The sequence below is a fragment of the Perlucidibaca piscinae DSM 21586 genome, assembly GCF_000420045.1.
Classification (GTDB): Bacteria; Pseudomonadota; Gammaproteobacteria; order Pseudomonadales; family Moraxellaceae; genus Perlucidibaca; species Perlucidibaca piscinae.
Map to the genome: position 1 here is coordinate 741,841 of NZ_ATUE01000005.1, position 22,212 is coordinate 764,052.

The 22,212-nt window shown below is 64.2% G+C and carries 19 protein-coding genes and 2 tRNA genes; 17 read left to right on the forward strand and 4 right to left on the reverse strand.

Translation table 11 applies throughout. The features are described 5' to 3' along the window. Positions 1-36 precede the first annotated feature (36 nt). The 17 genes from ftsH to F595_RS12610 all read left to right on the forward strand — a co-directional run bounded on the left by ftsH (position 37) and on the right by F595_RS12610 (position 19,226). On the forward strand, positions 37-1,932 hold the full coding sequence (ftsH, locus tag F595_RS0103670) for an ATP-dependent zinc metalloprotease FtsH (protein WP_040568103.1): 1,896 nt from the start codon (positions 37-39) through the stop codon (positions 1,930-1,932). 79 nt (positions 1,933-2,011) lie between these two features. After that, entirely contained in the window at positions 2,012-2,851 is an 840-nt protein-coding gene (folP, locus tag F595_RS0103675) for a dihydropteroate synthase (RefSeq protein WP_022955524.1), read from the forward strand. Then, positions 2,848-4,182, forward strand: coding sequence for a phosphoglucosamine mutase (gene glmM, locus F595_RS0103680; RefSeq protein WP_022955525.1), 1,335 nt, complete (start codon positions 2,848-2,850; stop codon positions 4,180-4,182). The genes folP and glmM overlap by 4 nt, the downstream gene beginning before the upstream one ends. A gap of 60 nt (positions 4,183-4,242) precedes the next feature. Further along, entirely contained in the window at positions 4,243-5,007 is a 765-nt protein-coding gene (gene tpiA / locus F595_RS0103685) for a triose-phosphate isomerase (protein ID WP_022955526.1), read from the forward strand. 5 nt (positions 5,008-5,012) lie between these two features. Continuing rightward, positions 5,013-5,414, forward strand: a complete 402-nt coding sequence (gene secG, locus F595_RS0103690) for a preprotein translocase subunit SecG (RefSeq protein WP_022955527.1) — start codon at positions 5,013-5,015, stop codon at positions 5,412-5,414. 36 nt (positions 5,415-5,450) lie between these two features. Further along, positions 5,451-5,535: transfer RNA gene (locus tag F595_RS0103695), tRNA-Leu, on the forward strand. A gap of 110 nt (positions 5,536-5,645) precedes the next feature. Then, positions 5,646-5,722: transfer RNA gene (locus tag F595_RS0103700), tRNA-Met, on the forward strand. A 167-nt stretch (positions 5,723-5,889) separates the two neighbouring features. Next, positions 5,890-6,357 (forward strand): ribosome maturation factor RimP, encoded by a 468-nt coding sequence (gene rimP / locus F595_RS0103705; RefSeq protein WP_022955528.1) that lies wholly within the window; start codon positions 5,890-5,892, stop codon positions 6,355-6,357. 28 nt (positions 6,358-6,385) lie between these two features. Further along, the gene (gene nusA, locus F595_RS0103710; RefSeq protein ID WP_022955529.1) at positions 6,386-7,858 is read left to right on the forward strand and encodes a transcription termination factor NusA; all 1,473 of its coding nucleotides are present in this window, start codon (positions 6,386-6,388) and stop codon (positions 7,856-7,858) included. Between the two features lie 34 nt (positions 7,859-7,892). Further along, positions 7,893-10,604 (forward strand): translation initiation factor IF-2, encoded by a 2,712-nt coding sequence (infB, locus tag F595_RS0103715; protein WP_022955530.1) that lies wholly within the window; start codon positions 7,893-7,895, stop codon positions 10,602-10,604. 12 nt (positions 10,605-10,616) lie between these two features. After that, complete coding sequence (gene rbfA / locus F595_RS0103720; RefSeq protein ID WP_022955531.1) at positions 10,617-11,018, forward strand: 30S ribosome-binding factor RbfA; 402 nt, start codon at positions 10,617-10,619, stop codon at positions 11,016-11,018. Next, positions 11,015-11,965, forward strand: a complete 951-nt coding sequence (gene truB / locus F595_RS0103725) for a tRNA pseudouridine(55) synthase TruB (protein ID WP_022955532.1) — start codon at positions 11,015-11,017, stop codon at positions 11,963-11,965. Before rbfA ends, truB begins: the two co-directional genes overlap by 4 nt. Positions 11,966-12,056: 91 nt before the next feature. Beyond that, entirely contained in the window at positions 12,057-12,326 is a 270-nt protein-coding gene (rpsO, locus tag F595_RS0103730) for a 30S ribosomal protein S15 (RefSeq protein WP_022955533.1), read from the forward strand. 229 nt (positions 12,327-12,555) lie between these two features. Beyond that, positions 12,556-14,643 carry a polyribonucleotide nucleotidyltransferase gene (pnp, locus tag F595_RS0103735; RefSeq protein ID WP_022955534.1) on the forward strand — a complete coding sequence of 696 codons (2,088 nt, stop codon included), beginning with the start codon at positions 12,556-12,558 and terminating at the stop codon, positions 14,641-14,643. Positions 14,644-14,876: 233 nt separating this feature from the next. Next, a complete protein-coding gene (locus tag F595_RS0103740; RefSeq protein WP_022955535.1) occupies positions 14,877-15,911 on the forward strand; it encodes a hypothetical protein in 1,035 nt (344 codons plus the stop codon). 88 nt (positions 15,912-15,999) lie between these two features. Further along, complete coding sequence (locus F595_RS0103745) at positions 16,000-17,001, forward strand: putative solute-binding protein (RefSeq protein ID WP_022955536.1); 1,002 nt, start codon at positions 16,000-16,002, stop codon at positions 16,999-17,001. A gap of 80 nt (positions 17,002-17,081) precedes the next feature. Beyond that, a complete protein-coding gene (locus F595_RS12610; protein ID WP_051144611.1) occupies positions 17,082-19,226 on the forward strand; it encodes a TRAP transporter large permease subunit in 2,145 nt (714 codons plus the stop codon). A 175-nt stretch (positions 19,227-19,401) separates the two neighbouring features. On the opposite strand, the gene panD is transcribed toward F595_RS12610, so the two are convergent. The 4 genes from panD to folK all read right to left on the reverse strand — a co-directional run bounded on the left by panD (position 19,402) and on the right by folK (position 22,205). Then, complete coding sequence (gene panD / locus F595_RS0103755; protein ID WP_022955538.1) at positions 19,402-19,782, reverse strand: aspartate 1-decarboxylase; 381 nt, start codon at positions 19,780-19,782, stop codon at positions 19,402-19,404. Positions 19,783-19,910: 128 nt separating this feature from the next. Further along, positions 19,911-20,771, reverse strand: a complete 861-nt coding sequence (panC, locus tag F595_RS0103760; protein ID WP_022955539.1) for a pantoate--beta-alanine ligase — start codon at positions 20,769-20,771, stop codon at positions 19,911-19,913. 27 nt (positions 20,772-20,798) lie between these two features. Next, positions 20,799-21,599 (reverse strand): 3-methyl-2-oxobutanoate hydroxymethyltransferase, encoded by an 801-nt coding sequence (gene panB / locus F595_RS0103765; RefSeq protein ID WP_022955540.1) that lies wholly within the window; start codon positions 21,597-21,599, stop codon positions 20,799-20,801. A gap of 60 nt (positions 21,600-21,659) precedes the next feature. Continuing rightward, on the reverse strand, positions 21,660-22,205 hold the full coding sequence (folK, locus tag F595_RS12615; protein WP_022955541.1) for a 2-amino-4-hydroxy-6-hydroxymethyldihydropteridine diphosphokinase: 546 nt from the start codon (positions 22,203-22,205) through the stop codon (positions 21,660-21,662). Positions 22,206-22,212: the final 7 nt, after the last annotated feature.

The window sequence follows — 22,212 nt, forward strand, 5'->3', positions numbered from 1 at the left end:
GTGAACGATCTTGCCAAAAATCTGCTGGTCTGGTTGATGATTGCCGGGGCACTGACCTTCGTCTTCGGCAACTTCAATCAGCCGGCACCGTCTCGCAGCATGGACTACAGCGCCTTCGTGGCTGCCATTGATGCCGGCGAGATCAAGTCGGTGAAGATCCAGCCCGATGTCATCACCGGCGAGCGCGCCAACGGCCAGGCCTTCGAGACCGTGCGTCCGCCGGCCCAGGATCCTGACCTGATCAACCAGCTGCTCAAGCAGAAGGTGCAGATCGTCGGTGCCCCGCCGGAACAGCAGGGCGTGCTGTCGCAGCTGCTGGTGGCGGCCTTCCCCATCCTGCTCATGGTCGCCCTTTTCATGTTCCTGTCGCGCAAGATGGGTGGCGGCATGGGTGGTGGTGGCGGTCGCGGCAATCCCATGACCTTCGGCAAGTCGCGCGCACGCCAGCTCACCGAAGACCAGATCAAGGTCACCTTCGCCGATGTCGCCGGTTGCGACGAGGCCAAGGAAGAGGTCAAGGAGGTCGTCGACTTCCTGCGTGATCCGGGCAAGTTCCAGCAGCTGGGCGGACGCATTCCGCGCGGCATCCTCATGGTCGGTCAGCCGGGTACCGGCAAGACGCTGCTGGCCAAGGCCATTGCCGGCGAGGCCAAGGTGCCGTTCTTCTCGATTTCCGGTTCCGACTTCGTGGAAATGTTCGTCGGCGTCGGCGCCAGCCGTGTGCGCGACATGTTCGAGCAGGCCAAGAAGCAGGCGCCATGCATCATCTTCATCGACGAAATCGATGCCGTCGGCCGTCACCGTGGTGCCGGCATGGGTGGTGGTCATGACGAGCGCGAACAGACCCTTAACCAGCTGCTGGTGGAAATGGACGGTTTCGAGGGCAGCGAGGGCGTCATCGTCATCGCCGCCACCAACCGTCCTGACGTGCTTGATTCGGCGCTGCTGCGTCCGGGCCGCTTCGACCGCCAGGTGGTGGTCGGTCTGCCCGACATCCGTGGCCGTGAGCAGATCCTTCGCGTGCACATGCGCAAGATCCCGATGGCGGCCGACGTCAATGCCGAGACGCTGGCACGCAGCACGCCGGGCTTCTCCGGTGCCGATCTCGCCAACCTGGTCAACGAGGCCGCGCTGTTCGCCGCGCGCAGCAACCTCAAGCAGGTCGGCATGAACGAGTTCGAGAAGGCCAAGGACAAGATCATGATGGGCGCCGAGCGCAAGTCCATGGTCATGTCCGACAAGGAAAAGCTCAATACCGCCTTCCACGAGGCCGGACACGCCATCGTCGGTCGCCTGGTGCCTGAGCACGACCCGGTCTACAAGGTATCCATCATTCCGCGTGGTCGCGCCCTCGGCGTCACCATGTTCCTTCCGGAAGAGGATCGCTACTCGATGTCCAAGCGCGGCATCGAAGGCAACATCTGCTCGCTGTTCGGCGGCCGCATCGCCGAGGAGCTGACGCTGGGCTTCGATGGTGTCACCACGGGCGCCAGCAACGACATCCAGCGTGCCACCGAGCTGGCCCGCAGCATGGTCACCAAGTGGGGTCTGTCCGAAAAGCTCGGGCCGCTGCTCTACGAAGAGGACGAGGGCGAGGTGTTCCTTGGCCGCTCCGTGACCCAGCGCAAGAACGGGTCGTCGCAGACGGCCATCGACATCGACAACGAGATCCGCTCGGTCATCGACCGCTGCTACGCCAAGGCGCGGCAGATTCTCGAGGACAACCGCGACATCCTGGACGCCATGGCTGACGCCTTGATGACCTACGAGACCATTGATGCCGAACAGATCGATGATCTGATGGCTCGTCGCGCCGTGCGTCCGCCACGTGGCTGGAGCAATGACGGTTCCTCCGGTGGCTCGGGCAGTGTCGCCGCCACTGCTGAAGCCAGGCCCGAGGCCGGCAGCCAGCCTGCCCCCGACGCCATCTGATCTCGCCATTGCCGGTTGCTCAGGGTCGCTCAGGCGGCCCTGATGCTTTCCGGTATTCCAGGGCAACGGACCATTCATCATGAAACTGCACTGCGGGTCACGCCTGCTTGATCTGTCACGCCCGGTGGTCATGGGCATTCTCAATGTTACCCCTGACTCGTTCTCCGATGGCGGTCGCTACACCGCCCTGGATGCTGCCCTGCGCCAGGTCGAGCAGATGCTGGAGGGGGGGGCGGCGCTGATCGACATCGGTGCCGAGAGCACCCGGCCCGGCGCATTGCCGGTGTCCGTCGGCGAGGAGCTGGATCGTCTGCTGCCGATCGTCGAGGCGGTGGCCAGTCGTTTTGACACCATTGTCTCCATTGACACCTCCACGCCCGAGGCGATGACGGCCTGCGCCGCGCGGGGTGCCGGACTGATCAACGACGTCCGTGCCCTGCGTCGTCCCGGTGCCCTGGAGGCGGCGGCAGCAACCGGGCTGCCGGTGGTGCTGATGCACATGCAGGGCGAGCCCGGCACCATGCAGCGCAACCCGGTCTACCAGGATGTCGCGACCGAGGTGGTGGATTTTCTGCGTGAACGCATGCTGGCCTGTGAACAGGCCGGCATTTCCGTCGATCGGATCGTGCTCGATCCAGGCTTCGGTTTTGCGAAAACCCTGGCGCATAATCTGCGCTTGCTGCATGAGCTGCAGGCACTGCAGGCGCTGGGACGTCCGGTGCTGGTCGGGGTGTCGCGCAAGTCCATGCTGGGAGCCGTGCTTGGTGGCGCCCCCGTGGATCGGCGCCTGCATGCCGGGCTGGCCGCTGCGGTGCTGTCCGTCGAACGCGGCGCACGAATCATCCGTACCCATGATGTCGGGCCGACTGTCGAGGCGCTGGCGTTGTGGCAGGCACAAGAACACGAGGAAAGCACATGAGCAGAAAGTATTTCGGCACCGACGGTGTCCGTGGCCTGGTCGGCCAGTACCCCATCACCCCGGATTTCGCGCTCAAGCTGGGCTGGGCTGCCGGCCGCGTCATGGCCTCGAAGGGGCGTGCATCGGTGGTGGTTGGCAAGGACACCCGGTTGTCCGGCTACCTGTTCGAGTCGGCACTCGAGGCCGGTCTGTCGGCTGCCGGTGTCAGCGTGCGTCTGCTCGGGCCCATCCCCACGCCGGCGGTCGCGCATCTGACGCGTGCGTTCCATGCCAGTGCCGGCATTGTCATTTCGGCGTCGCACAATCCCTATCATGACAACGGCATCAAGTTCTTCGGGCCGGATGGCAAGAAGCTGGCCGATGCCGTCGAGCACGAGATCGAGGCCTGGCTGGATCGCGACATGGTCATCGACAACCCGGACCAGCTCGGCAAGGTCACTCGCCAGGAGGATGCCCGCGGTCGCTACATCGAGTTCTGCAAGTCCAGCTTTCCGTTCCACCTGTCGCTGCGTGGTCTGAAGATCGTCGTCGATTGCGCCCATGGCGCCACCTATCAGGTCGGCCCGGCGGTGTTCAGCGAGCTCGGTGCCGATGTCATCAGCCATGCCTGCACTCCCAACGGCACCAACATCAATGACCAGGTCGGCTCCACGCATCCGGAGGGTCTGCAGCGTCGGGTGCTGGCCGAGAAGGCGGACTTGGGCATTGCCTTTGATGGTGACGGCGATCGCATTGTCATGGTGGATCACCGTGGCGAGCTGGTCGACGGCGACGAGCTGATCTGCCTGATGGCGCGCGAGCGCGTGCGTGCCGGACGTCCCATCCTGGGCGTGGTGGGCACGCTGATGAGCAATTTCGGCATGGAGCGGGCGATTCGCGACATGGGGCTGGACTTTGTGCGTGCTGCCGTCGGCGACCGCTATGTCATGGCCGAGCTGGAGTCGCGCGGCTGGAATCTGGGCGGCGAGGCATCCGGACACATTGTCTGCCTCGACAAGGCCACCACCGGTGACGCCATCGTGGCGGCACTGCAGGTGTTGGCAGCCATGGTGGCGAGTGACCGGTCGCTGGCCGAGCTCAAGTGCGGCATGAGCAAATACCCGCAGGTGCTGATCAACGTGCGTCTGGCCGAGAAGATCGATCTGGCGGCGTCAGCCGCCGTGCAGGCCGCCGTGCGTGCTGCCGAGCAGCGCCTCGGCGACCAGGGTCGGGTGCTGCTGCGGGCATCGGGCACCGAGCCGGTGATCCGGGTCATGGTCGAAGGTCAGGATGCGGTACTGGTGCAGGCGCTGGCCGAGGAGCTGGCCGAGGCGGTCCGCGGCAGCTTGTAAGCAGGGGGCTGGTTGGCTAGTATTGCCGCCCTTGTGTGGCGGCCTTGCGGAGATTCTGTCATGCGTCGTCCCTGGGTGGGTGGCAACTGGAAGATGAACGGCCTGCGTGCCGATCATGAGGCCCTGCTGGCGGGCTTGCAGCCGCTGGCGCAAATGACGGCCGTGGATCTGGCCGTGGTGCCGCCGGCACCGTACCTGGCGGAAATTTCCGCGCAGCTGGCCGGCAGCTCGCTGCGGGTGCTGGCGCAGACCGTGTCCGGTCATGCCGCAGGTGCCTACACCGGTGAGTGGTCGGCAGCCATGCTGCAGGATTGCGGTGTTGCCGGTGCGTTGGTCGGGCATTCCGAGCGACGCCAGTACCAGCACGAAGGTGATGCCGTGGTGGCAGCCCAGTTCCGTGCCTTGCGCGAAGCCGGTCTGCAGCCGGTGCTCTGTGTCGGCGAGACGCTGGCGGAGCGCGAGGCTGGCGAAACCCTGGCCGTGGTGTCGCGGCAGTTGCTGGCGGTGCTCGAGTCGCAGGGGCCGGAAGCCTTTGACCATGCCGTGCTGGCCTATGAGCCGGTCTGGGCCATCGGCACCGGTCTGACGGCGACGCCGGAGCAGGCGCAGGCGGTGCATGCTTCTCTGCGTGCGGTGGTGGCGGTGTTCGATGCGTCGCGTGCCGAGGCGCTGCGCATTGCCTATGGCGGCAGCGTCAAGGCGGCGAATGCGGCGGGGCTGTTTGCCATGCCTGACATTGATGGTGCCCTGGTGGGTGGTGCGTCACTGGACGCGAACGAATTCTTGGCGATCTGCGCAGCGGCGCAGGCTCGCGTTACGGGGTGACAGGTATGGAAACGCTGGTTCTGGTGGTGCATGTGCTGGTCGCGGTGGTGATGATCGCCCTGATCATGCTGCAGCAAGGCAAGGGCGCTGAAATGGGTGCCTCCTTTGGCGCGGGTGCTTCCGGCACGGTGTTTGGCAGCGCCGGCTCGGCAGGCTTCCTGACCAAGCTGACGGCGGCTCTGGCGCTGATCTTCTTCCTCACCAGTCTGGGTCTGGCGGTGTTCGCGCGTGATGCGGCTCGTACCGTGGCAGGCTCGGAGTTCCTCGAGGCGCCGGCTGAGACCCAGGGTCTGCCGGTGCTGCCGGGTGCCGCAGCGCTGCCTGCCGCGCCGGCTGAACTGCCTGCTCCGGCAGCCGGCAAAGAAAATTCGTCAACAGGGCTTCCTGTTGCGCCCGTAGGCCAGTAATATCTGCCCCCGCCGAGCAATCGGCGGAACGAACATGCGGAAGTGGTGAAATTGGTATACACGCAGCCTTGAGGTGGCTGTGCCTAACGGCGTGGGGGTTCAAGTCCCCCCTTCCGCACCAATTTCCATCCTGCTCACCTGAGGCGGGATGGATTGCAAGACGCCGGTTTTGATCGGCAGCGAAAGGGTTTGACATTGCAAGGTCGGCCCACTACAGTTCGCAACCTCTGATGCGGGGTGGAGCAGTCAGGTAGCTCGTCGGGCTCATAACCCGAAGGTCGTTGGTTCAAATCCAGCCCCCGCTACCACATTCGGACTTGAAGAAAGCCCACCTCGTGTGGGTTTTTTTTCAGGTCCTGCAGCAGGCGGCCGCATGCGGTCGCCGGGCTGCCGACGGAGTGGGCCTAGTGCCCACTTTTTGTTTCTGGGCTGGGTGGCCGGCATGCATCTGTCCGGTCACGGGAGTAAGGCAGTCATGGCGATCGCGCACAAGGTGGACAAGCTGACCGCGATGCTGGAACCGGCCGTGCAGGCTTGCGGTTTCGAGCTCTGGGGCATCGAGTTCTTCCAGCAGGGCCGTCACACGGTGCTGCGTCTCTACATTGATACCGAGGCGGAGTCTGGCGTGGGTGTTGATGACTGCTCGACGGTCAGCCACCAGGTCAGCGGCGTGCTCGATGTCGAGGATCCGATTGCTGGCGAGTACACCCTCGAGGTGTCGTCGCCGGGCTGGGATCGCGGCCTGTTCAAGCCCTCGCACTATGCCCGCTTTGTTGGCGAAGAGGTCAGTCTGCGCCTCAATGCCCCGTTGCAGGGCCGTCGCCGCTACAAGGGCGTGATCCAGTCGGCTGACGAGCTGCAGGTCACCCTGCTCGCGGATGGCGTGACGATTTCCATTCCGTTTGCCAGCATCGACAAGGCAAACGTGGTTCCCAATTTCTGATTGAACGGTAGAGCACACAGGTCGAATCATGAGCAAAGAAATCCTGTTGGTGGTGGACTCCGTCAGCAACGAGAAAGGCGTTGCCCGCGAGGTGATTTTTCAGGCCCTGGAACAGGCCCTGGTCGCCGCCACGAAAAAGCGCTTCGACACGGACGAGATCAACATTCGCGTCAGCATTGATCGCAAGACCGGTGAGTACGAGACCTTCCGCTTCTGGGAAGTGGTTGCCGACGAGGATCACGAGATCCCCGCCATGCAGCTCGCCATCAGCGATGTCGAGGAAAAGGGCCTGAAGCTCGGCGACATCGTCGAGGAGCAGATTCCGTCGGAAGAGTTCGGACGCATTGCCGCCCAGACCGCCAAGCAGGTGATCGTGCAGAAGGTCCGCGAGGCCGAGCGCGCCCTGGTGGTCGACGCCTACCGTCACCGTGTCGGCGAGATTCTTTCCGGCACCGTCAAGAAGACCACGCGTGATGGCCTGATCATGGATCTCGGCGGCAATGCCGAAGCCTATCTGGCGCGCGAGGAAATGCTGCCGCGCGAGAATTTCCGCATCGGTGATCGCCTGCGTGCCGTGCTCTACGCCGTCAACAACGAAGGTCGTGGCGCCCAGCTGCTGCTGTCGCGCACCCGTGCCGAGATGCTCATCGAGCTGTTCCGCATCGAAGTGCCGGAAATCGGTGAGGAAATCATCGCCATCCGTGCCGCCGCGCGTGATCCTGGCGTGCGCGCCAAGCTCGCCGTGAAGAGCAACGACCACCGCATCGACCCGCAGGGTGCCTGCATCGGCATGCGCGGTTCGCGCGTCCAGGCGGTGTCAGGTGAACTCGGTGGCGAGCGCGTCGACATCGTGCTCTGGGATGACAATCCGGCCCAGTTCGTCATCAACGCCCTGCAGCCGGCCGAAGTCTCCTCGATCATTGTCGATGAAGACAGCCACAGCATGGATGTCGCCGTCGAGGAAGACCAGCTGGCCATGGCCATCGGTCGTGGCGGCCAGAACGTGCGCCTCGCTTCCGAGCTCACCGGCTGGCGCCTGAACGTGATGACGGTGGCGGATGCCCAGGCCAAGCAGGAGACCGAGGCGCAGAAGTTCGTCGACGGCTTCGTGACCGATCTGGGTGTCGACGAGGACATCGCCATCGTTCTCGTCAACGAAGGTTTCACCACGCTCGAGGAAGTGGCCTATGTGCCGCTGGAAGAGCTGCTCGCCATCGAGGACTTCGACGAGGAGCTGGTCGAGGCGCTGCGTCAGCGTGCCAAGGACGCTCTGCTTACCAAGGCCCTGGTTTCGGAAGAGGGTGCGAAAGAGCCGGCAGAGGATCTGCTCGGCATGGAAGGCATGGATCGTCGGGTGGCGTTTGCGCTCGCGGCTCGTGGTGTGGTCACCATGGAAGATCTGGCCGAGCAAGCCATTGACGACATCGTCGACATCGAGGGCCTGACGACCGAGTCGGCCGCCCAATTGATCATGAAGGCGCGTGAGCCCTGGTTCAACTGAACCGGCTCACCCCTGTAGCGGAGCAACACGCCCCATGGCAGAAGTTACCGTCAAGCAACTGGCCGACACCGTCGGCCGTTCCGTCGATGTCCTGCTCGCGCAAATGCGCGATGCCGGCTTGTCGCACAAGGCAGAAGGCGATGTCGTCAGCGACATCGAGAAGCAGCAGCTGCTCGCGCATCTGAAGCGCACGCATGGCGAACAGGCGGGTGAGCCGAAAAAGATCACCCTGCAGCGCAAGACCGTCAGCACGCTGAAGACCAATGTCGTGGCCGGCAAGGCCAAGACCGTCAACGTCGAGGTGCGCAAGACCCGTACCTACGTCAAGCGCTCCCTGCTGGAAGAGCAGGAAGAGCAGGCGCGCGAAGCGGCTGAAGCGGCGCGCAAGGCCCAGGAAGAGGCCGAGCAGCAGGCCGAGGCCGCCCGTCAGGCAGCCATCGAGGCCGAGCGTCGCGCCATCGAGGACGCACGCATCGCTGCCGCCGAGGAAGAGGCCCGCAAGGCCGCCGAGGAGGCACGTCGCCAGCTCGGTGGCGAGCAGAAGGACGCACGCAAGCTCAGCGTTCCCAAGATTGACATCAAGCGTCACGAAACTCCCGAGGAGCGTGCTCGCCGCGAGGAAGAGTCGGCCCGTGAGCGTGCTGCTGACGAGGCGCGTCGCAAGCAGGAAGAAGTGCACCGCAAGGAGGCCGAGGAAAAGGCCCGCCAGAAGACCCTGGAGCAGGCTCGCCGCATCGCCGAGGAGCTCGCCGGTCGCAAGGACGACGCACCTTCTGCAGCCGATACGCCGTTGGCGCGTGGTCTGGTCGGCAAGGCCTACGAGGACTCCTTCGATCGCGAGGATCGCGAGATCAAGCGTGGCGGCGGCACGCCGGCCCGTGGCGCCAAGAAGGGCCCGAAGAAGCGCGAGGAACAGAATTTCCGTCCGGTGCAGCGTACGCTCACCAGCGCATTGTCCAGGCAGCACGGTTTCGAGAAGCCGGTGGAGAAACAGGTGTACGAAGTAACCATCGGTGAAAGCATCGTGGTCAGCGACCTGGCCCAGAAGATGGCCAAGAAGTCGCGTGAAATCATTCGCGTGCTCATGAAGATGGGCGAAGTGGTCACCGAGAACCAGCGCATCGACCAGGCCACGGCGGCTCTGGTGGTCGAGGAACTCGGCCATACCGCCAAGCTGGTCAGCGACACCGCACTGGAAGACTCGCTGATGGATTCGCTGGTGCACCATGGCGAAGCCACCACCCGCGCTCCCGTGGTCACCATCATGGGCCACGTCGACCACGGCAAGACCTCGCTGCTCGACTACATCCGTCGTGCCAAGGTGGCTGCTGGCGAAGCCGGCGGCATCACCCAGCACATCGGTGCCTACCACGTGGAAACCCCGCGCGGCATGATCACCTTCCTCGACACCCCGGGTCACGCCGCCTTCACGGCCATGCGTGCCCGTGGCGCCAAGGCCACCGACATCGTGGTGCTGGTGGTGGCTGCCGATGACGGCGTGATGCCGCAGACCGCAGAAGCCATCGACCATGCCCGTGCCTCCGGCGTGCCGCTGATCGTGGCCATGAACAAGATCGACAAGGAGTCGGTCGACGTCGACCGCGTGCTCAGCGAACTCTCTGCCAAGCAGGTCGTGTGCGAGGAGTGGGGCGGTGATGTCCAGGTCGTCAAGGTCTCGGCCAAGACCGGTCAGGGCATCGACGAGCTGCTCGAGGCCATCCTGATCCAGGCCGAACTGCTGGAACTGACGGCGGTATCCGATGGCCCGGCACAAGGTGTCGTCATCGAGTCCCGCATCGACAAGGGCCGAGGCGCCGTCGCCACGCTGCTGGTGCAGAAGGGCACCCTGAAGAAGGGTGACCTGGTGCTGGCCGGCACGCTCTACGGCCGTGCCCGCGCCCTGGTCGACGAGACCGGCAAGCTGGTGAAGTCGGTGGGTCCGTCGATGCCGGTCGAGATTCTCGGCCTGCCGGACGCACCGGGTGCCGGCGACGAGTTCCTGGTGGTCGCCGACGAGCGCAAGGCGCGTGAAGTCGCCGAGTTCCGCGTTGCCCGTGATCGGCAGCTGCGCATGGACATGCAACAGGCGTCCAAGCTGGAAAACCTGTTTGCCAACATGGGCAAGGCCGAAGCGGCATCGGTCAACATCATTCTCAAGACCGACGTGCGTGGTTCGCTGGAAGCGCTCATGGCAGCGCTCAACGACCTCAGCACCGACGAAGTGCGCGTCAAGATCGTCAGCTCCGGCGTCGGTGCCATCACCGAATCCGATGTCACGCTGGCCGAGTCGACCGGTTCCGTGGTTCTGGGCTTCAACGTGCGCGCCGATGGCGCTGCCCGCAGCAAGTGTCAGAACGATGGCATCGATCTGCGCTACTACAGCATCATTTACGAGCTGATCGATGACGTGAAGGCGGCGATGTCCGGCCTGCTGTCGCCGGAGCGTCGCGAGAACATTGTCGGCATCGCCGAAGTGCGCGAGGTTTTCCATTCCTCGAAGTTCGGCGCGGCCGCCGGCTGCATGGTGCTCGAGGGCAGCCTGTTCCGGAACAAGCCGATTCGCGTGCTGCGCGAGGACGTGGTGGTGTTCCAGGGCGAGCTCGAATCACTGCGCCGCTTCAAGGAAGACGTCGCCGAAGTGCGTCACGGCATGGAATGCGGTCTCGCGGTCAAGGGCTACAAGGACATCAAGGCGGGTGACAAGATTGAAGTCTATGAAGTCCAGATCATCAAGCGCAGCCTCTGAGGTGGTGTTCCTGTGAGCCAGCGCACGCAGCGTCTTGCCGACCAGATCCAGCGCGATCTCTCGGGCCTGATTCGTCAGCGCCTGCGTGATCCGCGCCTGGGCATGGTGACGATCTCCGCCGTCAAGGTCAGCCCGGACATGGGCTATGCCGACCTCTACGTGACCATCCTGGGCAAGACCCTGGATGAGTCGCCGGAGGAGGGCATCGCCATTCTCAATGCCGCCGCCGGCGTGCTGCGTGGCGAACTCGGGCGCGGTCTGCGCACCCGCATCGTGCCGCATCTGCGCTTCCATCATGACCAGGTCACGGCGCGCGGCAACCGCATGGCTGCCCTCATCAGCGAGGCCGTGCGCGAGCGCGAGGACTCGGCCCGGGCCGACGAGGCTGACGGCGAGCAGGACGCTGCGCGTTGAGCAAGCCGCGTCGTCCGCGTCGTCCCGTCGACGGCCTGCTGATTCTCGACAAGCCGGCCGGGGTGACCTCCAACCAGATCCTGCAATGGGTCAAGCACCGCTACCAGGCCGACAAGGCTGGCCATACCGGCAGCCTTGATCCGCTGGCAACCGGTGTGCTGCCCATTTGCCTGGGCGAGGCCACCAAGTTCTCGCACTTCCTGCTCGAGGCCGACAAGGTCTACCACACCCGTCTGCGTCTCGGGCAGAAGACCACCACGGCGGACGCCGAGGGTGAGGTCATCGAGGAGCGCCCGGTGCCGGCACTGGCTGCCGTCGATCTGGAGCGGGTGCTGGATGGCTTTCGCGGCGACATCCTGCAGGTGCCGTCCATGTTCTCGGCCCTCAAGCAGGACGGCAAGCCGCTCTACGAGCTGGCTCGCCAGGGCATCGAGGTGGCGCGCGAGGCGCGTCCGGTGACCATCCACTCGCTGGTGCTGGATGTGCTGGAGCCGCCGTTTGCCGAGCTCACCGTGTCCTGCTCCAAAGGCACCTACATCCGCAACCTGGTCGAGGATATCGGCGAGGCACTGGGCTGTGGAGCCCATGTGGTATCGCTGCGGCGGCTGGCAGCTGGCAGTTTCAGTCTGGACCAGGCGGTGACGCGCGAGCAGATCGCCGAGGCTGAACCGGCCGGCTTCACGGCACTGGATGCCTTTCTGCTGCCGAGCTGGCAGGGGCTGACGCATCTGCCACGGGTGGAGCTGAGTGAAAATTCGGCGTATTATCTGCGCCACGGAAACCCGGTACGGGCTTCCGGCCTGCCTCGCGACGGGGGTCACGTGCTGGTTTTCCAGCGTGATGATGCCGGCGGAGAGGCGGAATTCCTGGGGCTGGGGGCGGTCGATGACGACGGCCTGCTGGCACCGAAACGCCTGTTGCGCACCCTGGCGGAGCGCGGCGGCTGATACCCTACAGGCCCTTTCGGGCAGGTTGGCGAAGACTGCAGAGGGGCGCGGTCTGTCGCTGTTCGTTGGCCCCTCGATATGGAGTAGCACCATGGCCCTCACGGTCCAAGACAAGGCGGCAATCGTTGCCAAGTTCGCACGTTCCGCCGGCGACACCGGTTCCCCCGAAGTGCAGGTCGCTCTGCTGAGCGCGCAGATCGACGATCTGCAACCGCACTTCAAGGAACACAAGCATGACCATCACTCGCGCCGCGGTCTGATCCGCATGGTGAACCAGCGCCGTACGCTGCTGGATTACCTGAAGCGCAAGGATGTCAGCCGTTACACCGCCCTGATCCAGACCCTCGGTCTGCGTCGCTAAGCGGAACCCACACAGGGAGCGAATTTCGCTCCCTGTGTGCTTCAGGCCCCGTCACCACGGAGCCTGGTCACAGGATGTGACACCACGCAGTCACCGGAGAGGCTTCTAACACCTGCGACACCCGTCAGCCGATGCCGGCCCGGGGCGGCGCAATTGTTAGGGGCCTTCTGTGACGCCAGTCAGTGCAAGGTCAAGGCGGGCCATGGGGGCCGGCCTTCAGAGGAAAGACATGTTCAATATCGTTCGCAAGGAATTCCAGTTCGGCAACCAGACCGTCAGCCTCGAAACCGGCCGCATCGCGCGCCAGGCTTCCGGTGCTGTCGTCGTCACCATGGGCGGTCTGCAGGTGCTGGTTGCCGTGGTCGGCGCCAAGTCGGCCAAGCCAGGTCAGGACTTCTTCCCGCTGACCGTCAACTACCAGGAAAAGACCTACGCCGCCGGCCGCATCCCGGGTGGCTACTTCAAGCGTGAAGGTCGTCCGTCCGAGAAGGAAACGCTGACCTCGCGCCTGATCGACCGTCCGATCCGCCCGCTGTTCCCGGAAGGCTTCCTGAATGAAGTCCAGGTCACCGCCACCGTGATCTCCACCGACAAGCTGCAGGATCCGGACATTGCCGCCATGCTCGGCACCTCGGCCGCGCTGGCCATCTCGGGCATTCCGTTCAACGGCCCGATCGCTGCTGCCCGTGTCGCCTACATCGATCACGAGTACGTGCTCAACCCGACCTACGAACAGCTCAAGACCTCCGATCTCGATCTGGTGGTTGCCGGCACCCAGGCTGCCGTGCTGATGGTCGAGTCCGAAGCCAAGGAACTGAGCGAAGACCAGATGCTCGGTGCCGTGCTCTTCGGCCATGACGAAATGCAGGTTGCCATCGAGGCCATCAAGGCCTTCGCCGCCGAGGTGGGTACCCCGCGCTGGGAGTGGACCGCTCCGGTCAAGAATGCCGAGCTGCAGGCTGCCCTCAAGGCCGCCTTCGAGGCCGACATCTCCGAGGCCTACACGATTCGCGTCAAGCAGGATCGCTACGCCCGTCTCGGCGAGATCAAGAAGGCCGCCATCGCCCGTTTCGCACCGGAAGGCAGCGGCGTCGACAGCGACGAGCTGGAAGAGCTGTTCGAGGACCTCAAGTACCGCACCGTGCGCGACAACATCCTGTCCGGCAAGCCGCGCATCGATGGTCGTGACACCCGCACCGTGCGCGCGCTCGACATCCAGACCGGCGTGCTCGCCAAGGCCCACGGCTCGGCCCTGTTCACCCGTGGCGAGACCCAGGCCCTGGTCACCGCCACCCTCGGCGGCAGCCGCGATGCCATGATGATCGACGCCCTCGAAGGCAGCTACACCGATCACTTCATGCTGCACTACAACTTCCCGGCCTACTCGGTCGGCGAAACCGGCCGCGAATCCGGCCCCAAGCGTCGTGAAATCGGTCACGGCCGTCTCGCACGCCGTGGCGTGCACCCGATGCTGCCGGGCGCCGACAAGTTCCCGTACGCCATCCGCGTCGTGTCCGACATCACCGAGTCCAACGGCTCCTCGTCCATGGCCTCGATCTGCGGCGCCTCGCTCGCCCTGATGGATGCCGGCGTGCCGCTGAAGGCGCCGGTGGCCGGCATCGCCATGGGTCTGGTCAAGGAAGGCGAACGCTTCGCCGTGCTCACCGACATCCTGGGTGACGAAGACCACCTCGGCGACATGGACTTCAAGGTGGCCGGTTCCGCCAATGGCGTGACCGCGCTGCAGATGGACATCAAGATCGAAGGCATCACCGAAGAGATCATGGAAGTGGCGCTCAGCCAGGCCAACGAAGCCCGTCTGAACATCCTCGGCCAGATGAACCAGGTGCTCGCCGCCTCGCGTCCGGAAGTCAATGCCAACGCGCCGACCTACGCCACCATCCAGATCAGCACCGACAAGATCCGCGATGTCATCGGCAAGGGTGGCTCCATGATTCGCAGCATCTGCGAAGAGACCAAGGCCTCGATCGACATCGACGACTCCGGTCTGGTGCGCATTTACGGCGAAACCAAGGGTGCCACCCAGGCGGCCCTCGCCAAGATCCAGGCCATCACCGCGGAAGTGGAAGTGGGCACGGTCTATGAAGGCACGGTGGCGCGCATCGTCGACTTCGGTGCCTTCGTCAACATCCTGCCGGGTACGGACGGTCTGGTGCACATCTCGCAGATCGCTCATGAGCGTGTCGAGAACGTGTCCGATCACCTCAGCGAAGGCCAGGTGGTCAAGGTCAAGGTGCTGGATGTCGATCAGCGCGGTCGCATCAAGCTCTCGATCAAGGAGCTGATCGAGGTCTGACGGCATCCCCTTGGGGCGCATGTGACGCCAGAGCGGGCGGCCTTCGGGCCGCCCGCCGCATTTCAGGGGCATGAAAAAAACTGCGGTACCGTGCCGGCAGCCGCTTTAATCGTGTCAGCTCTTGGTGTTATCGTTCGCGGGTAACCATGGTTATCGCCATAGTCGCCTTGTGCGCCAGCAGACAACAAGAATCACTGGCGCTAAAACAAGAATCCAACCACAAGGAGAACGACATGAGGGGCTCCCGCCTGCTCCGTCAGGGTTTTGCCGGCATTGTCATCGGTAGTTCGGTGCTGCTTTCTGCCTGCGATCCTATCGCATTCGTCAGTAATCAGGCTCTGCGCTTCGTCGAGAAGAAGCTTGTCCCGCCGATGCTCAAGGACAATGACGTCGTCATGGCCTGCAATTCCGGGGTGGCGACTGCGCCGCTGATCATGGCCACCGAGAATCTGGGTGCCAATACCGATCAGCTCGGCACGCTGCTCTACACCACCGCCGGTCTGTGCGCGGAAATCGAGGCCAACGAGCACGAGTTGCGCTATCTGCGTGCCTCCAAGGCCGGCAATGTCGAGGAAGCCCAGGATGCCCGCATCGCCCAGAAGCGTTTCGCCGAACTGGCATCGCGTCGTCAGCTGAATGCCTACGAGCGTTTCGTGCGCTATTACGAGAAGCGCTACGAAATCAAGATCGGTGAGGAATGCACCGACTTCTACAAGGACTTCGACGAGTTCGTCTACATGCTGGGTCTGATCACCGGCCTGCAGGCGCTGCTCAACGACATCACCGCCCAGCAGGTGGTGGGTGTGCCGATGGACGTTGCTGCCAAGGCGGAGCGTGCCTTCAGCTGCCTCGACAACGACAAGTGGTGGGGTGTGCCGGTCGCTGCGCGTGCAGTGATCTGGAACGTGCTGCCGGGCGCTGACGAAGGCAAGGATGTCTGGGGCACCTTCGAGGCCTCCATGGCCAAGGGCGAGGCTGTCGGCATGCGCCTGCCGCACGCCATGTATGCGCTGTCCGCGCTGGGCAAGGATGACCAGCCGCGTCTGCGTGACGCCATTCGTCGCTATGTCAACGTGAAGGAAGACTTCAAGGTCAATCCGGACTACCGTCTGGCAGACGCCATGGCCGGCATGATCATCCAGGTGCTCTCCGACCGCCTGTGGACTGAAGGTGCAGGCACGCGCACGCCGATCGGCAGCCTGGGCAAGTTCTGGGATGAAAAGGCAGACAAGTCCGAGTCCGCTGTCGAAATCGACGACTTGCTGTAACGAGACACCCTCCCCGGACGTTTGTCGTCACGGGGAGGGGACTCTCCAACAATAAAATCGTGACACTCAACGTTCAGAGGTAACACTCATGCGCAAGACAACCCAACTGGCTGCCGCCCTGCTGGCCGCCTCCGCTTCGCTGGTTTCGGTCCAGGCCCAGGCCGCCAAGATCTGCGTGTTCGACATCCTGGGTGCCCAGGGTGACGTCAACAGCATGATGAAGGACTACGCCATTGCCGCCAAGGCCATGGGTGCCAGCGTCGAACTCAAGCCCTACACCGACGAGCGCACCGCTGCCGAAGACTTCAAGGCCGGCCAGTGCGACGGCGTCATGCTCACCGGCCTGCGCAGCCGTCAGTTCAACAGCTTCACCGGCGCGCTGGACTCCATCGGTGCCATCCCCAGCTACCAGGTGATGGAAAAGACCATGGCTACCCTGGCCAATCCGGCACTGGCAGCCAAGATGGTGCAAGGCAAGTACGAGATCGCTGGTGTCGCTCCGGCCGGTGCTGCCTACCTGTTCGTGAAGAGCCGCTCGATCAACCACGTCGACAAGCTGGCCGGCAAGAAGATCGCGATTTTCGACTACGACAAGTCGCAGGCCAAGATGGTGCAGAAGGTCGGCGCCCAGCCGGTTTCCTCCGACATCACCAACTTCGCCGCCAAGTTCAACAACAACGCGGTGGACATCATTGCCTCGCCGGCTCTGGCCTACAAGCCGCTGGAACTGCACAAGGGCCTGGGCAAGGAAGGCGCCATCGTCCGCTTCCCGATCATTCAGCTGACCTTCCAGCTGGTCATCAACAAGGACAAGTTCCCGGCTGGCTTCGGTCAGAAGTCTCGCGTCTACTGGGATGGCCAGTACGACCGCGCCATGGCGCTGGTGAAGAAGGCCGAGCGCGATGTCCCGGCAAGCGCCTGGATGGACCTGCCCGCCAAGGACAAGGAAGGCTATGTCGTCATGCTGCGTGAAGCTCGCATCTCGCTGACTGCCGAAGGCATCTACGACAAGACCATGATGAAGCTGCTCAAGAAGACCCGTTGCTCGGTGGAAGCCGGCAATGCTGAGTGCTCGCAGAACCTCGAGTGATGTTGGCGTGATCTGATGTCCCGGCGGTGGCACGGCGCAAGCGGTGCCGCCGCCTCGGTCTTCTACCTGGGAAGTGACACATGAACAACAATAAACCTGTCTTGATGAACCGGACGCTTTCGGAATGGCTGTCCAGTCTTCCGGTTCTCCTGCTGCTGCTGCTGACACTCGTCATCGGCACTGGCGAAATGTTCCATGGCCAGCTGCTGCGCATGGGCGAACGCATGTTCGGCGACCCCAGCCGCAACATCCAGTATTTCATGCTCCGCGCCGACCCGGTGAAGCCGGATTGCGACCCCAACCAGGACATCGAGGCTGCCGTGGCGGCCCAGACGGCGGCTCCGGCAGCGGTCTCCGATGACCCGCTGGACGCGCTCTTCGCCGACGAGCCGCAGGATCCGGATGCCGTGCGTGCCTCGCTCGAGCAGGCCAAGGTGCTGTGTGCCGAGAAGCACGTCATGTATGACGGCATCATGGCCAACATCGACGGCAAGCTGAAGGCCTTCCGCGCGCTGGAAACCGGCTTCTTCAGCATCTTCAAGTTCGGCACCGAGAACCGTCCGCTGCTGCTGATGGTGATGTTCGCGATTGCTGCCGTGACCACGACGCTGGGCGTGCACCACATCGGCCTGCGTCCGCCGCGCTACAAGATCGACTTCAAGGTCTATGGCGTGTCCATGGTGGTGGCCAACGCGCTTGCCCTGTACTCGTGCTGGTTCTACTACAACAACGTGCTGCTGACCTCGGGCATCGAGGTCGAGAAGCCGATTCTCAACTACCTGACCATCGCCCTGTTCGCCGGTCTGACCGCGATCAGTGCCTGGCGTCTGGTGAAGCCGGCCCCGGGTGCGGAAGAGGGTGGCAGCCCGGGCATGGCCCTGCTGTCGATCCCGCTGTACGCCTTCATGGCCATCACCTCGTCGATCACCTTCTTCGGCGAGCAGCACTTCGCCGGTCTGGCGATCTACCTGGGTCAGCTGTTCGAGTACTCGAACATCTTCCTCAACCTGGCGCTCTACATCTGGGCCGGCATGTTGCTGAAGCAGACCCGCGTGGTGAACCTCTTCCTCGACATCGTGCGTCCGTGGAAGTTCTCGCCTGAGGTCCTGACCTGGATCATCCTGCTCGCGGCGGCGATTCCGACGGCCTACACCGGTGCGTCGGGCATCTTCGTCATCGCGGCAGGTGCCATCGTCTACAAGGAAGTGTTCATGGCCGGCGGCCGTCGCCAGGTGGCGCTTGCCGCCGCCGCGATGTCCGGCTCCATGGGTGTGGTGCTGCGTCCCTGCCTGCTGATCGTGCTGATTGCCGCGCTCAACAAGCAGGTCACCACCAACGAGCTCTACGGCTGGGGTGTCGGGGTCTTCCTGCTGACCTCGACGCTGTTCCTGCTGATGGCCATGGCGACCCGCGAGAGCGGTGCGCCGGCACGCGAGAAGGTCGTGTTCGGTGACGCCCTGCGCGGCTCGCTGCGTGCCCTGGTGCCGGTGTCCCCGTACATCGTCATCACCCTCGGTGTGGTCTGGGGCTACAGCTACTTCCTCGACACCAAGCTCGACGAGTTCACCGCGCCGGTGATGCTGCCGATCATCATGATGTTCATCCTGATCTTCGACAAGATTCGTCGCGAGCCCAAGGCCGAGGCGGTCAAGCACAACCCGGCTGCCGAGCGTCGTGTCGGTCTGGAAGGCGCCGTGCGCTTTGCCACCAACGAGACCATCGGTCACATCGGCGCGCTGATCATGCTGATGGCGCTGTCGGTGTCGGTGGGTGGCGTGATCGAGCGTTCGGGCATGATGGAAGCGGTGCCGGAAGACTTCGGCAGCATCTGGATCGCCCTGACCGTGCTGATGCTGATCCTGTTCTTCATCGGCATGATCATGGACCCGTTCGGTGCGGTGATCCTGGTGTCGGCGACCATTGCGCCCATCGCCTACAGCAACGGCATCCACCCGGTGCACTTCTGGATGATCGTGCTGACCGCCTTCGAGCTGGGCTATCTGTCGCCACCCGTGGCACTCAACCAGTTGCTGACGCGCATGGTCGTGGGCGAGCAGGAGATGGATGCGGCCGATGCCGAGGTGCGTCACAAGTCCTTCTACTACCGCTACGAGCGCTGGATCATGCCGGTGGTGATCATGGCCCTTGGTCTGATCCTGGTGACCTACGGTGGCCAGATGATCGTGGAGCATGGTGCGGAGTGGACTGCCGCACTGGGGCTCTGAACGCCTGACCTGCCCCGTCTCCGGAGGGGGCATGCATGAAACGACAAGGCCGGCATTTGCCGGCCTTGTCGTTTCTGCCCGGTGCGGGCTCGGTTCAGGGCGACGGGCTGCGGCATATTCTGCGGGCAACAAAAAACCGGCCAGATGGCCGGTTTTTCATGACAGCAGAGACGTCTCAGGCAACCTGTACCGGAATGGCGTTGGCGCTGTGGCTGACGGTGTTGTCGGCGTTGCAGTAGACTAGGCGCGGCTTGAAGCTGGCCAGCTCTTCCTGGTTGAACTGGGCATAGGTGCAGATGATGACGCGATCGCCGGGCTGGGCCTTGTGCGCAGCAGCACCGTTGACCGAGATCATCAGCGAGCCGGCTTCGGCGCGGATGGCGTAGGTGGTGAAGCGCTCGCCATTGGCGACGTTGTAGATCTGGATCTGTTCGTATTCACGAATGCCAGCGAGGTCCAGAAGATCACTGTCGATGGCGCAGGAGCCTTCGTAGTCGAGCTCGGCATGAGTCACGCAAGCGCGGTGCAGCTTGGCTTTCAGCATGATGCATTGCATGAGTTTTTTCCTCCGCACAACAGCGGTGAGTGGCAAGGCGGGCAGACAAACGTCGTACCGTCCCCACGGGCGCGCCATTTTGCCGTAAGACGCGCCACGGTTCAACACACGATTTGTCGCTTAAATGATCAGCGCGACGCGTCGGTCACGCTGAACGCCAGGTTGTCGATGAGGCGTGTGGTGCCCAGTCGTGCCGCGATCAGGATCACCAGGTCATGGCTGTCCGGGCCGGCCGGACTCAGGTCCTGGCTCAGGATGCTGACATAGTCGGGCTCGAAACCGCATTTCGCCAGATGCGCCTGTGCCGCCGTGACGAGCATGGCGTAGTCGCGGTTTCCACCCAGGATGGCCTGTTGCAGATTGCGCAGGGCCTGGTAAATGACCGGCGCCTGCTGCCGCTGCTCCGGTGTCAGGAAGCCGTTGCGCGAACTCAGCGCGAGACCATCCTCGGCGCGCGTGGTCGGTACGCCGATGATGCTGACCGGGAAGCACAGCTCCTGCACCAGGCGACGGATCACGGCCAGCTGCTGGTAGTCCTTTTCGCCGAACAGCGCCATGTCAGGCTGTACGATGTTGAGCAGCTTGCTGACCACGGTGGCGACCCCGGTGAAATGACCGGGACGCGAGGCGCCGCAGAGGATGTCGGTGATGCCGGCGACTGCCACGGTGGTCGCCTGGCTGCGGCCGTCCGGATACATCTCGCTGGCAGAGGGGGCGAACAGCAGGTCGCAGCCGGCGTTGACCAGCTGGTTGGCATCAGCCTCCAGCGTGCGCGGGTAGCGATCGAAGTCCTCGTTGACCCCGAACTGGGTAGGGTTGACGAAGATGCTGGCGACCACGAAGTCGGCACGCCGGCGCGCTGCCTGCACCAGATCCATGTGGCCCTGGTGCAGATTGCCCATGGTCGGCACGAACGCCACCGACTTGCCGGCCTGGCGGGCCTGACGCAGGGCGGCACGCAGGCCCTGGATGGTGCTTTCAATCTTCATCGCGTTGCGCTCCCGATACGGAGTGGGTCAGCCGGCAAAGCCGTGTTCCGGAGCCGGATAGCGTCCATCCTGCACCTCGTTGTGGAACTGGCGGAAGGCGCCGGTGATGCTGCCGTCGCCGGCAGCCAGGAAATTCTTCACGAAGCGGGCCGGCTTGCCGTGGTGGATGCCGAGCATGTCATGCAGGACCAGGACCTGGCCATCACAGTGCGGTCCGGCGCCGATGCCGATCAGCGGCACCGGGCAGCGTGCCTGCACCTGCTGCGCCAGCGAGGTCGGCACGCATTCCAGCAGCAGCATGGCGGCGCCGGCGGCGACAGCGGCCTCGGCATCGGCAAGCAGCTGTTGCGCGGCCGCCTCGTCACGCCCCTGCACGCGATAGCCGCCGAGCACGTTCACCGACTGCGGCGTCAGACCCAGATGGATGCAGACCGGGATGCCGCCGCGGGTGAGCTGACGCACGGTGTCGGCCAGCCAGGCACCACCTTCGAGCTTGACCAGGTGTGCGCCGGCGCGCATCAGTTCTGCGGCAGCGGTCAGTGCCGTGCCGGTGTCGGCATAGCTCATGAACGGCATGTCGGCCATGAGCAGAGAATACGGGTTGCCGCGTGCCACGGCGGCGGTGTGATAGGCCATGTCAGCGACGGTGACAGGCAGGGTCGAGCCATGCCCCTGCACCACCATGCCCAGCGAGTCGCCGATCAGGATCACGTCGATGGCGGCGTCGGCCATGGCGCGGGCAAAGCTGGCGTCGTAGCAGGTCAGACAGCTGAAGCGGCGGCCTTGCTGCTTGAGGTCGCGTAGGGTGTGCAGGGTCACCGGTTTCATGACAGCTCCTGGGGGAAGGACAACATCACGCGGGCATGGTCGTGGCTAATGCCGGACGGGTCAAGCCTGCGCATCATGCCGGTGACGGTTCCCGTTTGCCGGCCAGTCCGGCAGCGGCCATGGCTGCAGACCGTCCTGGGGCAGACGGGCTGCCAGCTCGGCGATGCAGCGACCGTCGGGCAGTCGCCAGTCCGGTACCAATTCGGCCAGGGGGGTGAGCACGAAGGCGCGCTGCGTCATTTCCGGGTGCGGCACCTGCAGGCGAGGCTCGTTGATCACCTGCTCGTCGTAGAGCAGCAGATCCAGATCAAGGGTGCGCGGCCCCCAGCGCAGCAGACGCTCCCGGCCGGCGTCCTGCTCGATGGCCTGCAGCACGTCGAGCAGCGCCAGCGGCGACAGGTCGGTGTGCAGCACGGCGGCGGCATTGGCATAGTCGGGCTGATCAGCCGGCCCCAGCGGTGCGCTGCGATACAGGCGCGAGCATTGCGCGAGACGGATGTCCGGGTGTGCGTCAAGCGACTGCAGTGCCTGGCTGAGCAGGGCGGGGGAGTCGCCCAGATTGCTGCCGAGGCCGATGGCGGCACGTGTACCGGGTCTGCCGCGCATGGCCGGG